Source organism: Kribbella antiqua, assembly GCF_004345665.1.
Lineage (GTDB): Bacteria > Actinomycetota > Actinomycetes > Propionibacteriales > Kribbellaceae > Kribbella > Kribbella antiqua.
The window spans coordinates 123,377-136,378 of the sequence record NZ_SLWR01000006.1 but is presented as its reverse complement, the minus strand read 5'-3'; the positions used below and the strand labels follow the sequence as shown (position 1 = coordinate 136,378).

Below are 13,002 nucleotides of genomic sequence, written 5' to 3'. Positions count from 1 at the left end.
GGGGTGACCGAGCCGGGCATGGAAGGCGGGCCGACCGCCCAGCGCATCATGCTCGGGGTCCATCTCCGCCGGCTTCGCGAGGAAGCCGGCGTGACCCGGACCGAGGCCGCCTGGGAGATCCGCGGCTCGGAGTCGAAGATCAGCCGGCTGGAGCTCGGCCGGGTCGGCTTCAAGGTCCGCGACGTCGACGACCTGCTCACGCTCTACAAGCTCGACGACCCGGCCGAACGCGAGCGCCTGCTGGCGATGGCCCGCGGGGCGAACAACCCGGGCTGGTGGCAACGGTACGACGACCTGACGCCGGACTGGTTCCACTACTACCTCGGCCTGGAGATGGCCGCGGACATGATCCGGACCTTCGAGCTCCAGTTCGTCCCTGGCCTGCTGCAGACCCCCGAGTACGCGCGTGCGGTGGTGAACCTGGGGCGACTGGACGACCCGATGCCGGATTCCGAGGTGGACCGACTCGTGACGCTGCGGATGGCACGCCAGCAGGTGCTCACGCGGCAGCCACGTCCCGCCCGCCTGTGGGCCATCATCGACGAGGCGGTCTTGCGTCGCCCGATCGGCAGCAAGGCGATCCTGAAGGCGCAACTGGAACACTTGATCGAGGCATCACAGCGGCACAACGTGACGCTGCAGATCATCCCGTTCGACAAGGGCGGCTACACCGCGACCGGCGGCGCGTTCACCCTGCTGCGCTTCAACGACACCGATCTCCCGGACATCGTCTACATCGAGCACCTCACCAGCGGTGTCTACCTGGACAAACGCGAGGAACTCGACTCGTACGTCGTCACCATGGACTCGCTGTCCATCAGCGCGGCCCAGCCGCGTGAGACCGAAGCCCTGCTGCGCCGGGCCATCGCGATGATCTAGCCCGCCAGCGCTCGAGGCTGGGCGCCAGGGCCTGGGCGGATGGCGACTTCACGTGGCGTCGGCTCGTGCCCGGCGGCGCACTGGAGTACGACGCTGACCTCCTCGCCGCAGCCGCGATGCTGAGGAACGATCGGCGGGCCATCGTCGAGCGGCAGGTACTGATCGCCCCACTGGATCAATGCGACGAGCACTGGATAGAGGTCCAGCCCGGCCTGGGTCAGGCGGTACTCGTACCGCTCTCGCTGACCGGGCAGGCGATAGGGGTGGCGGCGGATGATGCCGCGCTCGATCAGAGCGGCCAGCCGCTCGGTCAGCACCTGCCGCGGCAGCTCGGCCCGCGCGCGGATGTCCTCGAACCGCCGTACGCCGACGAAGATCTCGCGCAGCACGTGGAACGTCCACTTGTCGCCGAGGATCCGCATCGTGCGCGAGATCGTGCAGTTCTCGGTCGACCAGCGCATCGCCTCGGGCACCTGCTCGTTCATACCTCGAGCATAAGTCTGCTTGACAGACTCAGCCAAGTCAGGCAAGGCTGAATCCGTGAACCAGACTCAGATACTTGCCGTCCGCTCCGCCGGTGAACCCGACGCTGAGCAGCTGGCGGGGATGCTGATCGGGCTGACGGACCTCAGCCTCTACTTCCGGTTCCAGACCGCCATCGGTCGGCCACCCCGACCTTCGCTGTTGCTGCGCATGCTGTGCCCGACCGGCGCCGCCTGGGTCGCCACCCGCGGAGACGCGATCGTCGGCCACGCGATGTGGGCCTGGACGGGTGCTGACACCGCCGAGCTCGCCGTGCTCATCAGTGAGGCCGAGCAGCGGCGCGGGCTCGGCGTACGGATGCTGTCGATTGCCGCGGCGGATGCCGTCGCGGCCGGCGCCTTGAACTTCCTCTTCGTCGTGAGCCCAGCCAACGACCTGACCATCCGGATGATCCGCCGCCGGTGGCCGGCCGCCGCGGTGGAACGCGACGGCACCCTGCTCAACTTCGTCGTGCCGGCCGTCCTACCGGACCAGGCGGAAGAAGCTGCGGATGTCGTCGACGAGGAGATCCGGGGCCTCGAGCGCGGCGAAGTGCCCACCGCGGGCGAACTCCGACCAATGGACGATGTGGTGCCGGCGGTCTAGCACCCGCCGGATCGCGGGATCGGTCGGAAAGACCGCGATCCCGGTCGGCACGCCGGACGGCTCGCTTGGTTCATTGAAGCTGGCGCGGTTCTCGTAGTACAGGTTGGCCGAGGACGCGCTCGTGTTGGTGAACCAGTAGATCGATGCGTCGGTCAACAGGTGATCGAGCTCGACCGCGTCCTCCGGCAATGCGCGAGCCGGATCGGTCCACTCCCAGAACTTCTCGAGGATCCAGGCCAGCTGCCCGACCGGCGAATCGCTCAACCCGAACGACACCGTCTGCGGCCGCGTCCCCTGCAGCTCCGCATATCCCGTACCCACTGTGCGCAACTGCTCAGCCGCTGTCAGCCGCCGGCGCTCGACGTCGGTCAAGTGCTCGACATCCCCGGCCTCGATCGCCGGAAAAGCCAAGCCCCCATTGATGTGTACGCCGACCACGTGCTCCCGGTCGACATGCCCGAGCAAGGGCGATACGACGGACCCGGTGTCCCCACCCTGAGCGCCGTACCGTTCGTATCCCAGTCGCCGCATCAACTCGGCCCACGCGCGGGCGATCCTTTGGTGATCCCATCCGGTTGCCATCGGCACCGAGAAGCCGTGGCCCGGCACCGAAGGCGTCACCACGTGGAAAGCGTCGCGCGGATTCCCGCCGTACGACGCTGGATCGGTGAGGGGGCCGAGGACATCGATGAACTCGGCAACAGATCCGGGCCACCCGTGCGTCATGATCAACGGCAGCGCATCAGCCTCCGGCGACCGCACGTGCAGGAAGTGGATCGTCTGCTCGTCGATCGTCGTCGTGTACTGCGCGAACCCGTTGAGCCGAGCCTCCCACCGCCGCCAGTCGTACTCCCGTTGCCAGTAGGAAACCACGTGGCGCAGGTAGCCGACCGGCACCCCACGCGCCCATCCCGCTCCAGGTAGTTGCCGAGGCCAACGAACCCGGCCCAGCCGCTCCCCGAGGTCATCCAGCGCCGCTTGCCCAACCTCGACGCGAAAGTCCCGAACCATGCCACCCCATTCTGCACCCCCGCACCGGGAGCTGGCCAACGCGGGGGTCGACACAGGTAATAACCTGCGCCGATGGCCCGGCGCTCAGTCCTCGACGACGATGGCGAGAGCCGGACAGACCGCGGCGGCCTGGTGGACGTCGGCGGCCAGGTCGTCCGGCGGGTTGTCGTTGAGCAGTACGACGATGCCGTCCTCGTCGCGCTGGTCGAACACGTCGACGGCGGCCGTGACGCATTGGCCGGAGGCGACGCACTTGTCCTGGTCGATGATGATCTTCATGGAATAGGCCTTTCTTACCAGGTGACGGGCAGCGAGTAGACGCCATACACGGATCCGTCGTGCTTGAACGGGATCTCGTCCAGCTCGGCCGCCCGGCGGAGGGTGGGAATCCGGCGGTAGAGGGTGCTGTACACGACCTGCAGCTCCATCCGCGCCAACGGTTGCCCCAGGCACTGATGTACGCCGAAGCCGAACGCCACGTGGTGCCGGGCATCGCGGTGCAGGTCCAGCCGGTCCGGATCGGGGAACGCCTCCGGGTCACGGTTGCCGATGTCGTTCGGGAAGATCCGGCCCTCGCCGGCCTTGAGCAGCTGGCCGTCGAAATCGATGTCCTCCAGCACCGCCCGGCGCCGGCCGTTGTGGGTGATGTTCAGGTACCGCAGCAGCTCCTCGACCGCGCCCTGGACCACCTTCGGGTCGTCGGTCTCCCGCAGTACGGCGAGCTGATCCGGGTGCTCCAGCAACGCAAGGGTGCCGAGGGCAATCATGTTCGCGGTGGTCTCGTGTCCGGCGAGCAGCAGCAGTACGCCCATCCCGGCCGCGTCCTGCCTGGTCAGTTCACCGGCCTTGACCCGCTCGGTGAGACCGGACAGCAGGTCCTCCTTCGGATTCTCGAGCTTCTCACCGACCAGGTTGTAGAGATAGCCGCCCAGGTTGGCGTGCGCCTCCCCCCGCTCCTCCGGTGTCGAGGAGAGGCTGATCAATTGCTTGCTGTTCTGCTGGAAGAAGTCGTGGTCTGTGTAGGGCACGCCGAGAAGCTCGCAGATCACCAGCGACGGCACCGGCAGCGCAAACGCTTCCATCAGGTCGACCGGTTTCGGTCCGGCCAGCAGGTCGTCGATCAGCCCGTCCACGATCTTCTGTACGGCGGGCCGCAACGCCTCCACCCGCTTGATCATGAACGGCGCCGTCACCATCCGGCGCAACCTGGCGTGCTCGGGATCGTCCATCAGGATGAAACCGATGCCTACGCCTTCATCGGACCGCAGCGGCTGCGCGGTCTGGCTCGGGTATCCGGGCTCCGTCACATCGGCGCTGATCCGCGGATCCGCGAGCAGCCTGCGCTGGTCGGCGTACCGGGTGACCAGCCAGGCGGTCTTGTCGAAGACCTTCACCTTGACCAGCGGCGCCTCCTCCTGCAGCTCCTTCAGCTTCGGCGGCGGGTCGAACGGGCAACCGGACGCCCTGGTCATTGGATACCGCGGGGCTTCTTCGGTCTTCATATGAGTCCTTCCCCAGAGAGGTCTTGTGATTACGCCGCGGCGACGAGATGCTGCTGGCGCCGCAGGCGGGTCTGTTTGGGCATGTTCCAGCCAAGTACGCCGACCACCCGGTCGGCCCGGCGATACAGGGCAACGAACCGGCGTTCCTCGACCGAGCCCTCGATCACGGTCACCTCGGCATCCGCCGACGGCAGGCCGTGCACCTGGATCTTGGTGTCGAACTGGTCAGTCCAGAAGTACGGCACCGGCGTGTAGGCCTGCACATCGCCGACAATGTTGGCCGCGACACAGGCCGCCTGTTCGGTCGCGTTGGTCCGATTCTCCAAGCGCAGCAGGGAATCCAGGCCCTCGTGATGCCATCGCGCCACATCACCGACGGCGTAGATCCCTTGCCCTGCCTGGCATCGCGAGTCGCAGACGACACCGTTATCCAGCGTGAGGCCGCTCCCGGCCAGCCAGTCCGTCACCGGCGCAGCTCCGAGCGCCACGACGACGACATCGGCCGGCAGCACATCACCGTTGTCCAGCTCTACATCGCTGACCCGGCCATCGTTTTCTGTCAACCCGGTGACCGCCGTACCGAGTCTCAGTTGCACGCCTTCCTGTTTGTGCAGCTCGGTCAGCAGGCCGCCGATCGTGCGGCCGAGTTGACTCTCCAGCGGCGTCGACTGCGGGCCGGCCATCGTGACGGTCAGGCCCATCTTCCGCGCGGTGGCAGCGATCTCTGCCCCGAGTACGCCGTCCCCGACGACCACCAACCGCGACGCCTCCAGCAGGTCCTTCCGCAACGCGGCCGCGTCGTCCAAGGTCCGCAGTACGTGGACACCTTCCAGCTCTTGCAGGGTCCTCGCCTTGAGGCCAGTCGCGATCACGATCGAGTCCGCCTGCAGGTCCCGTCCCGACGCCGTGTGCACAGTACGTCGTACGACGTCGAGACCGACGGCTTCATCGCCGAGGACGAACTCGGCGTCGAGCGACGACAGCACCGCGTCCGGACGGAGTCTCGTCTTCTGCTCGTCCCAGGTCCCGGCGAGGTACTGCTTGGACAACGGCGGCCGATCGTACGGCGGATGCCACTCGGCTCCCAGCACGGTGACCTTGTCCTGATAGCCCTTACGCCGCAGGGCTTCCAGCGTGGAGAGCCCGGCCGCCGAGGCACCCACGATGAGGACGCTCACGTCGTCACCGGTGCTGTCCAGAGGCCGACGATGCCATCGATCAGGCCGTCCGCCATCTCCTCCCAGGTCGCCCGGGCGGTCGGCGTACCTTCGGCCAGTGCGCGTTCGAACTCGGCGGTCATCTGGATGATCAGGTGCCGGGCCATGTCGTTGCGTTCCAGCCGCACCGGCACCGGGAGGTCAACCAGGCATTCGTTGAGTCCGTCCAGGATCTGGCGGAGTGTCGGCGAGGTGAGCGACTCCTCGACCTGGATCTGGCGCAGGGACGGGTCGTACATGAGCTGTGCGCTGAATCGGGCGAGCCAGCTCGGCGTACCCAAGCTGCCGAAATGGTCGGTGGCGGACCGAACCAGGCAGGTGACCCAATCCCGGACGTCCGGGTTGGGGCCCAGCTCCGCCAGCAACTCGCGCCGCCGCGCCTCGATCGGCTCGGAGTGTTTGCGTACGATCGCCCGGATCAGATCGGACTTCGTACCGAAGTGATACCCGACCGCCGTGTTGTTGCCCTGCCCGGCCGCCTCGCTGATCTGGCGGTTCGACACCTCGTGCACCCCGCGCTCGGCGAACATCCGTTCCGCCGTCGCCATGATCAGCTCGCGGGTCGCGTTCACCCGTTCGGTCCGGAGTTCCTTCGCCATCATCATCACCACTTCACCGGCACTTCCCGGAGCCCGCCGACTGCGAGCCCTTCGACCGGACGTAATTCTGCCGCCGGTACTGCCAACTCCAGCGTCGGCAGCCGGCGCAGCAGCACCTCGAGCACCACCTGCAGCTCGGCCCGCGCAAGTGGCTGCCCGATGCAAGAATGTGGACCGGCCCCGAAGGACAGGTGCAGATTGGGGCTGCGGGTCAGGTCCATCTCGGCCGCTGCGTCGAAAACGTTTTCGTCCCGGTTCGCCGAGGCCATGCTGCAGACCGCCGTAGTGCCGGCCGGGAGTACGCCGCTGGACACCTCGACGTCCTCGGTCAGATAGCGGATCATGCCGAAGCCGGCGGTGGCGTCGTACCGCAGAGCCTCTTCGACGGCGGTCCGGACGAGCGACGGGTCGGCGAGCAACTGCTCCCAGCGGCTGCGGTCGGACAGCAGCATTGCCATCATCTTGCCGATCATGTTGGCGGTCGTCTCGTGACCGGCGACCAGCAGGCCCATGCCGGTGGCAACCAGCATCCGGTCGGTCAGTCGCTCACCGGCGGAGTCGGTCGCGGTGATCAGTTCGCTGAGCAGGTCCTCGCCCGGCTCGTCGCGCTTGGCGGCGATGTGGCCGGCCATGTAGGCAACGAATGCTGCCTGTGCTTCGTCGATCTCGGCCTGCTGGTAGCGGGTCAGATTGAGCAGAGTGTCGGACCAGTAGGCGAACCGGTCGCGGTCGGACTCCGGCACGCCGAGCAGGTCGCAGATCACCCAGACCGGCAGCGGGAAGCCCAGGCTCGCCTTGAGGTCTGCGGGCTTGCCCTGCTTCACCATCTCGTCGACGAGCCGCTCTGCCATAGCCTCGATGTCCGGGCGCAGCGCGTTCATCCGCTTGGCGGTGAACCACTTGGTGATCATCCGCCGCCAGCGCTGGTGGGCGTCGCCGTACTGCGGGAGCGCGTTACCCATCTCACTGTTGAAGACGCCGCCGTTCTCGGAGATCCTCGCCGCGTCGGCAGCTGACCGGGTGAACCTCGGATCGGCCAGCACTTGCTTCACGTCGTCGTACCTAGTGAGGAGCTCAGCCTGATCGCCGCTGGGAAGGCGGACGTGGGCCACCGGGCACTGCTGCCGCAACTGCTCCCACTCAGGTGGCGCCTCGATCGCCCCCACCACGGGGATCGGGTAGTCGATCAGGTCGCCATCACTCTGTGTCACAGGAAATCACCTCCGAGTTGATTTCGGCTCCAGCTTGCCCGGTGGACTTGTTTAAGTCAACTGCCTGACTTAAAGTCTAGTTGCAGAAACCAACTATCTATCCCGTCTCCCGGAGGCTCGTGATGTCCGCTGTTCCCACCGACTCGGCTGCGGCTGGTGCGCCACCAGCGCCGGTACGCACGGGTGCCGTCGTACCGGTGCTCGCTTCGGCCGGCATCACGGTCGCGCTGATGCAGACCCTGGTGATCCCGCTGGTACCGGAGCTGCCCAAACTCCTGAACGCCTCGGCCTCCGGAACGGCGTGGGCGATCACCGCCACCCTGCTCGCGGCCGCCGTCGCGACGCCGATCATGGGCCGGCTCGGCGACATGTACGGCAAGCGCCGGATGCTGCTGATCAGCCTGGCCATGCTCGTCACCGGCTCGGTCGTTGCCGCGCTCAGCAGCTCGCTCACACCGATGATCGTCGGCCGCGCACTGCAGGGCCTCGCCTCTGGAGTCATCCCGCTCGGCATCAGCATCATGCGCGACGAGCTGCCGTCCGAGAAGCTCGGTACAGCGACCGCCCAGATGAGCGCATCACTCGGTGTCGGTGGCGCCCTGGGTCTGCCCGCGGCGGCGCTGCTCGCGGAGAACACCAACTGGCACGCCCTGTTCTGGATCTCCGCCGCGCTGGGTGTCGTGGTCTTCGCGCTGGTACTGCGCTTTGTCCCGGAGTCCTCGGTACGGTCGGGCGGACGCTTCGACCTGATCGGCGGGGCCGGGCTCTCAGTCGGCCTGATTTCGTTGCTATTGGCAATCTCTCAGGGCGCCGACTGGGGCTGGACCGGCGGGCGTACGCTCGGCCTGTTCGCGCTGGCGGTTGTGGCGTTGGTGCTGTGGGCCTGGTGGGAACGTCGTACCACCGAACCTTTGGTCGACCTGCGGACCACGGTGCGGCCTCAGGTGCTGCTGACGAACCTCGCGTCGATGGTGTTCGGGTTCGCGATGTTCGCGATGTCGCTGGTCCTGCCGCAGTTGCTGCAGATGCCTAAGGCAACCGGTTTCGGTCTCGGGCAGTCGATGCTCGGCGCCGGCCTCGTGATGGGTCCGTCCGGCCTGGTGATGCTGCTGACCGCGCCGCTGTCTGCGAAGATCTCCAAGTCCCGCGGCCCGAAGGTCACCCTGATGCTCGGCGCCGTCGTGGTCGCCGCCGGCTACGGCGTCGGCACCGTGCTGATGGCGGAGGTCTGGCAGCTGGTGCTCGTCTCGATCCTGATCGGCGCCGGCATCGGTCTCGCGTACGGCGCCATGCCCGCGCTGATCATGTCCGCCGTACCGGTTTCGGAGACCGCGGCCGCGAACAGCCTGAACACCCTGATGCGCTCGATCGGCACCTCGGTCTCCAGCGCGATCGCGGGCGTCATCCTGGCGCAGCTGACCATCAGCCTCGGCGGTTACACGCTTCCGTCGCAGAACGGGTTCCGCGTCGTACTGATCATCGGCGCCGGCGCCGCGCTCACCGCGCTGGCCATCGCGTCCTTCATCCCCACCCGCCGGGCGGCTCCCGCCACTGAGTCCCCGAGCGCCGCGACCGCGCAAGCAGTAGTTTCCTGACCGTACAGGTTCCGTGCATGTGGGGTGGACGCGCATACTGGAAGCCTGATGGATTCCTACCGAGCAACGACGCGTCGTCACCTGTCCACGAGCCCGTTCAAACCCCGCGTGCCGGACCCGGTCAAGGTCTTCGAGGTCGGCCAGCGCGTGTCCCACGACAAGGAAGGCCTGGGCCGGATCAGCTCCGTCGACGGCGGCTACGCCGTGGTCGTCGACTTCGGCGCCGGCAAACTGGTCCGCGTCCAAGCCCCCTTCGCCAAACTCCACGCCCTCTGACCCCAGCCCGCCCGGATCTCCTCGCCGAGTCGTGGAAAATGGTCGACCTCCTCGACCCAAATCCACGACTCGGCGCACTCGGGTCAGCGGATCCCGGCGTCAGCGGATCCCGGCGAGGAAGGTGAGGACTCGCTGGGTGAGGAGTTGGGTCGCTGGAGCGTCGTACGCCTCGAGCGACGAGTCGGTGAAGATGTGTTCCTTGCCGGGGTAGAGGAAGAGTTCGGCCTGGTCGGTTGAGGCGACCAGGGCGCGGGCGGCGTCGATGTCGCCGCCGTCCTCGACGAAGAACGGGTCCGCGTCCATCGCGTGCACCTGGACCGGAACAGCCGACGGCCACGCCGCACCGAACTCCGACACCGGCAGACACGCATGCAGGAACAGCGCTCCCTTCGCTCCCGCACGGGTTTGAGCCAGCTCCTGCGCCGGCATCACGCCGAGCGAGAAACCGGCGTAGACCAGCGCGTCACCAAGCCCCTCGACGGCCGCGAGGCCGCGGTCCTTCACGGTGCCGAAGCCGGTCTCCCGCGCGTATGTCATACCCTCCTCGATCGTCTCGAAGGTGCGCCCCTCGTACATGTCGGGGGTGTGGACCGTGTGACCGGCCTTGCGCAGCTCGTCGGCGAACGCCTGCACCCCTTCGGTGAGTCCCTGCGAGTGGTGGTACAGCACGATCTCGGCCATGATCCGCTCCAATGATCCAAATATCTCGAACAATCGGCGATGCTAGTCTAATCCGATCATGTCGATCAATAGCCCGGTGCCGGATTACGACCTCGCGGACACCCTCGAGCTCACGACTGTGGAGCAGGTTCGCGCGATCAGCGACCCGCTGCGTACGACGATCCTCGGCCTGCTGCACGAGCGCGCGGCGACCGTGACCGAGCTGGCCACCGCGGTCAAGCGCCCCAAGAGCACGGTCGCGCACCACGTGAAGGTGCTGACCGACGCCGGCGTACTGCGGGTCGTCCGGACCCGCCGCGTCCGCGCCATCGAGGAACGCTTCTACGGCCGCGCCGCCCGGATGTTCTTCGTCGGTCTAGGCCGGGCCGACGGCCGGCTCCCACCGGACTTCAACGACTTCGAGGTCGCCGCGGAGGAGTCCAAGACGGCGTACGACGCCGGCCAACTCCGCTCGTTCATCCGGCACGCGCGGATCCCGGAGGAGCGCGCCGCCGAGTTCTGGCAGCGGGTCGACCGCATCATCCACGAGTTCGACCAACTCCCCCGAGCCGGCAACACCACCTACGGCTTCACCGTCGGCCTCTACCCCATCCTCGACTACCCCACCCTGCCACCCACCCAGGACGAAACCGACTGACGCAGCCTGCACCTCCACTCGACGCCGGCTTTAGGCCGGTGGATGGCGGGAGGGGGTTGGGGGACGGTTCTGCGTCAGGCCGTCCTTGATCGCCGTGAGGAGGGTCAGGGCTGCCTCGAGGTGGGTGTCGTCGTGGGCGGCGGCTTCGCTGACGGCTCGCGCCCACTCGTGTCTCACCGCGACGTGGTTGACGCGGCCGCGCTCGGTGCGGCTGACGGTGACTCCGCGGCCGTCGGACGGACTGGCCTGGCGGCGGATGAGGCCTTTGTTTTCGAGGCCACGCAGGGTTGTCGAGAGGTTGGTTCGCTGGAGCCCCGTCGCGGCGGCGATCTGACTGGGGGCGGCGGGCTCACCCGTGACCAGGTAGCGCATCACCATCCCCTCGGACTGAGTCAGCCCGACAGCGTCCTTGTCCGTGTAGCCGCGGTACTGGATCTCGCGGCTGATGATCAACGCCAGGTCGGCCAGCTCGACCCAGCCGTCCTCCGCTGGCAATGGCTGCTTCGTCACATCGCCAGCCTAGGTGATTGTCGGCTCATAGTTATGAACGCATACTAATTCTGCCTTAATAGTTATCGAGCCATAATCACCTGGAGTCGAGATGTCCGTCACTCTCACCGCCCGGCCGGACTCACCCCGGTCGGTCGCGCTGGCCGGCGGGTTGCACCCGGCCGGTGTGTTCTTCCTGCTGGCCGGCGCGTTCCTGCCGATCATGGACTTCTTCATCACTAACGTCGCGCTGCCGAGCATCGACGCCTCGTTGCATGCCTCGGCGTCCGAGCTGGAGCTGGTGATCGCCGGGTACGGCGTCGCCTACGCCGCTCTTCTGGTCCTGGGCGGCCGGCTGGGCGACCGCTTCGGCCGCCACCGCGTCTTCCTCGGTGCCCTTGTCGGTTTCGTCGTGGCCTCGGCGGCCTGCGGCTTCGCACCGACCGTCGGCGTACTGATCGGCGCCCGCATCGTCCAAGGCGCCACCGCCGCCCTGCTCATCCCGCAAGTACTCGCGACGTTCCACCACACCCTCGAGCACGAACGCAAGGCCCGCGCCCTCGCCCTGTACGGCGCCACGTCGGGCATCGCGGCGGTGGTCGGGCAGCTGGTCGGCGGCCTGCTGGTCAGCGCCGATATCGCCAGCGCGTCCTGGCGCCCGATCTTCCTGGTCAACGTTCCCATCGGCCTCGTCGTCCTGGTGGTCGCGTCGCGGATCGTCCCCGCCACCCGTTCGGACCATCCAGTCGGCATCGACCTCGCCGGCACGGTGCTGTTCGCCGCCACGCTCACCGCCGTACTGGTGCCGCTCACCGAAGGGCACTCGCTCGGCTGGCCGTGGTGGACGTGGGCGATGGTCGCCCTCGCCTGCGTGCTCGGTGTGGCGACCGCAATGGTCGAGCGCCGTGCCGAGCGGCGTGGTCAGATCCCGTTGATGCCGCCGTCGCTGCTGAAGCTGCCGTCGATGTCGCGTGGCCTGGTGATGCTGTTCGCGTTCAGCATCGGCTTCGGCGCGTTCATGTTCGTCTTCGCCCTGACCGTCCAGGACGGGCTGCACGAGGACGCACTCCATGGTGGCCTGGCGATCCTGCCAATGGCGTTGATGTTCTTCCTCGGCTCTGTGTTCGCGCCGCGGCTGATCGGCCGCTTCGGCCGGGCCGCGCTGTCGGCTGGTGCGATCATCCAGCTCGCCGGCCTCGCCTCACTGATTGCCGTCGTCGTCGACCGCTGGCCGCACGTACACCTCTGGGACATGGCGGTTCCGCTGGCGCTGTCCGGTGCCGGTGGATCGATGTTGTTCGCCGGCCTGTTCCGCAGCGTGCTGGCCGACGTACCGACTCACCTCGGCGGCGTGGGCAGCGGCGTACTGATCACCTTGCAGCAAAGCGGCCTGGCGCTCGGCGTGGCGACCCTCGGCACCCTCTACCTCGCGCGCGCCGAGCACAACACCCCACACGCCTTCGCCACCGTCGAGTCCGTGCAGATGGTCATCATCGCCCTGCTCGCCGTCGGCGCCGCCGTACTGCCGCGCTTCACCAAGGCGGCCGCGGTCGCGCCCGTCCTCGACGCCTGACCGGAGAGCCGTCACGAGTCTCCTCGACCTGTCCCGCTGGCAGTTCGCCATCACGGTGATGTTCCACATGACGTTCCCGGCCATCACGGTCGGGCTGTCGATCCTGCTGAGCGTCCTGTACGGGATCTACTGGAAGACGGGCAACGTCATCTACCTGTCACTTGACTGACAAGGTGATGGCCGGCAGGGCAACGGGGATCTTCC

Annotated in this window: 15 protein-coding genes and 1 pseudogene; 7 read left to right on the top strand and 9 right to left on the bottom strand. The window is 67.4% G+C overall.

The features are described from left to right. Window positions 1-3 precede the first annotated feature (3 nt). Complete coding sequence (locus tag EV646_RS18315) at window positions 4-879, top strand: helix-turn-helix domain-containing protein (protein ID WP_241996141.1); 876 nt, start codon at window positions 4-6, stop codon at window positions 877-879. On the opposite strand, the gene EV646_RS18310 is transcribed toward EV646_RS18315, so the two are convergent. Beyond that, on the bottom strand, window positions 876-1,364 hold the full coding sequence (locus EV646_RS18310) for a winged helix-turn-helix transcriptional regulator (RefSeq protein ID WP_132150086.1): 489 nt from the start codon (window positions 1,362-1,364) through the stop codon (window positions 876-878). The two genes, EV646_RS18315 and EV646_RS18310, sit on opposite strands and share 4 nt — an antisense overlap. A 121-nt stretch (window positions 1,365-1,485) precedes the next feature. On the opposite strand from EV646_RS18310, the pseudogene EV646_RS40645 reads away from it, so the two are divergent. After that, window positions 1,486-1,806 (top strand): annotated as a pseudogene (locus tag EV646_RS40645) (GNAT family N-acetyltransferase); the annotation flags it as partial. Between the two features lie 78 nt (window positions 1,807-1,884). Here the strand turns inward: EV646_RS40645 and EV646_RS18300 are convergent. From EV646_RS18300 to EV646_RS18275, 6 genes are all read right to left on the bottom strand, one after another. Further along, on the bottom strand, window positions 1,885-3,018 hold the full coding sequence (locus EV646_RS18300) for an epoxide hydrolase family protein (RefSeq protein ID WP_132150084.1): 1,134 nt from the start codon (window positions 3,016-3,018) through the stop codon (window positions 1,885-1,887). A gap of 84 nt (window positions 3,019-3,102) precedes the next feature. After that, window positions 3,103-3,297: a ferredoxin gene (locus EV646_RS18295; protein ID WP_132150082.1), complete on the bottom strand. Its 195-nt coding sequence runs from the start codon at window positions 3,295-3,297 to the stop codon at window positions 3,103-3,105. Between the two features lie 14 nt (window positions 3,298-3,311). After that, entirely contained in the window at window positions 3,312-4,520 is a 1,209-nt protein-coding gene (locus EV646_RS18290) for a cytochrome P450 (RefSeq protein WP_132150080.1), read from the bottom strand. Window positions 4,521-4,549: 29 nt separating this feature from the next. Further along, on the bottom strand, window positions 4,550-5,698 hold the full coding sequence (locus tag EV646_RS18285; RefSeq protein ID WP_199237050.1) for an NAD(P)/FAD-dependent oxidoreductase: 1,149 nt from the start codon (window positions 5,696-5,698) through the stop codon (window positions 4,550-4,552). Beyond that, window positions 5,695-6,336, bottom strand: coding sequence for a TetR/AcrR family transcriptional regulator (locus EV646_RS18280; RefSeq protein ID WP_241996140.1), 642 nt, complete (start codon window positions 6,334-6,336; stop codon window positions 5,695-5,697). Before EV646_RS18280 ends, EV646_RS18285 begins: the two co-directional genes overlap by 4 nt. A 5-nt stretch (window positions 6,337-6,341) precedes the next feature. Continuing rightward, window positions 6,342-7,547, bottom strand: coding sequence for a cytochrome P450 (locus EV646_RS18275; RefSeq protein ID WP_132150078.1), 1,206 nt, complete (start codon window positions 7,545-7,547; stop codon window positions 6,342-6,344). Between the two features lie 122 nt (window positions 7,548-7,669). Here EV646_RS18275 and EV646_RS18270 point away from each other — a divergent pair, with 122 nt between their 5' ends. Together EV646_RS18270 and EV646_RS18265 are read left to right on the top strand one after the other, a co-directional pair. After that, window positions 7,670-9,142 (top strand): MFS transporter, encoded by a 1,473-nt coding sequence (locus EV646_RS18270; protein ID WP_132150076.1) that lies wholly within the window; start codon window positions 7,670-7,672, stop codon window positions 9,140-9,142. A gap of 48 nt (window positions 9,143-9,190) precedes the next feature. Continuing rightward, window positions 9,191-9,418 (top strand): hypothetical protein, encoded by a 228-nt coding sequence (locus tag EV646_RS18265; RefSeq protein ID WP_199237048.1) that lies wholly within the window; start codon window positions 9,191-9,193, stop codon window positions 9,416-9,418. A 99-nt stretch (window positions 9,419-9,517) separates the two neighbouring features. Here the strand turns inward: EV646_RS18265 and EV646_RS18260 are convergent, their stop codons facing one another. Continuing rightward, entirely contained in the window at window positions 9,518-10,099 is a 582-nt protein-coding gene (locus tag EV646_RS18260; protein ID WP_132150075.1) for a dienelactone hydrolase family protein, read from the bottom strand. A gap of 58 nt (window positions 10,100-10,157) precedes the next feature. Here EV646_RS18260 and EV646_RS18255 point away from each other — a divergent pair, with 58 nt between their 5' ends. Beyond that, the gene (locus EV646_RS18255) at window positions 10,158-10,736 is read left to right on the top strand and encodes an ArsR/SmtB family transcription factor (protein WP_132150073.1); all 579 of its coding nucleotides are present in this window, start codon (window positions 10,158-10,160) and stop codon (window positions 10,734-10,736) included. Between the two features lie 30 nt (window positions 10,737-10,766). Here EV646_RS18255 and EV646_RS18250 read toward each other — a convergent pair whose 3' ends face one another. Continuing rightward, window positions 10,767-11,246, bottom strand: coding sequence for a MarR family winged helix-turn-helix transcriptional regulator (locus EV646_RS18250; protein ID WP_132150071.1), 480 nt, complete (start codon window positions 11,244-11,246; stop codon window positions 10,767-10,769). A 91-nt stretch (window positions 11,247-11,337) separates the two neighbouring features. Between EV646_RS18250 and EV646_RS18245 the strand changes: the two genes are divergently transcribed. Together EV646_RS18245 and EV646_RS18240 are read left to right on the top strand one after the other, a co-directional pair. Then, a complete protein-coding gene (locus tag EV646_RS18245) occupies window positions 11,338-12,798 on the top strand; it encodes an MFS transporter (RefSeq protein WP_132150069.1) in 1,461 nt (486 codons plus the stop codon). A 28-nt stretch (window positions 12,799-12,826) separates the two neighbouring features. Continuing rightward, window positions 12,827-12,967, top strand: a complete 141-nt coding sequence (locus tag EV646_RS18240) for a cytochrome ubiquinol oxidase subunit I (RefSeq protein ID WP_277875122.1) — start codon at window positions 12,827-12,829, stop codon at window positions 12,965-12,967. The last annotated feature ends 35 nt before the right edge of the window (window positions 12,968-13,002 follow it).

Bases quoted from the DNA above. Each gene is read 5' to 3' on its own strand.
- EV646_RS18265 (WP_199237048.1), top strand. From the start codon at position 9,191: ATGGATTCCTACCGAGCAACGACGCGTCGTCACCTGTCCACGAGCCCG.
- EV646_RS18280 (WP_241996140.1), bottom strand. From the start codon at position 6,336: ATGGCGAAGGAACTCCGGACCGAACGGGTGAACGCGACCCGCGAGCTG.
- EV646_RS18290 (WP_132150080.1), bottom strand. From the start codon at position 4,520: ATGAAGACCGAAGAAGCCCCGCGGTATCCAATGACCAGGGCGTCCGGT.
- EV646_RS18260 (WP_132150075.1), bottom strand. From the start codon at position 10,099: ATGGCCGAGATCGTGCTGTACCACCACTCGCAGGGACTCACCGAAGGG.
- EV646_RS18255 (WP_132150073.1), top strand. From the start codon at position 10,158: ATGTCGATCAATAGCCCGGTGCCGGATTACGACCTCGCGGACACCCTC.
- EV646_RS18300 (WP_132150084.1), bottom strand. From the start codon at position 3,018: ATGGTTCGGGACTTTCGCGTCGAGGTTGGGCAAGCGGCGCTGGATGAC.
- EV646_RS18245 (WP_132150069.1), top strand. From the start codon at position 11,338: ATGTCCGTCACTCTCACCGCCCGGCCGGACTCACCCCGGTCGGTCGCG.
- EV646_RS18270 (WP_132150076.1), top strand. From the start codon at position 7,670: ATGTCCGCTGTTCCCACCGACTCGGCTGCGGCTGGTGCGCCACCAGCG.
- EV646_RS18310 (WP_132150086.1), bottom strand. From the start codon at position 1,364: ATGAACGAGCAGGTGCCCGAGGCGATGCGCTGGTCGACCGAGAACTGC.
- EV646_RS18295 (WP_132150082.1), bottom strand. From the start codon at position 3,297: ATGAAGATCATCATCGACCAGGACAAGTGCGTCGCCTCCGGCCAATGC.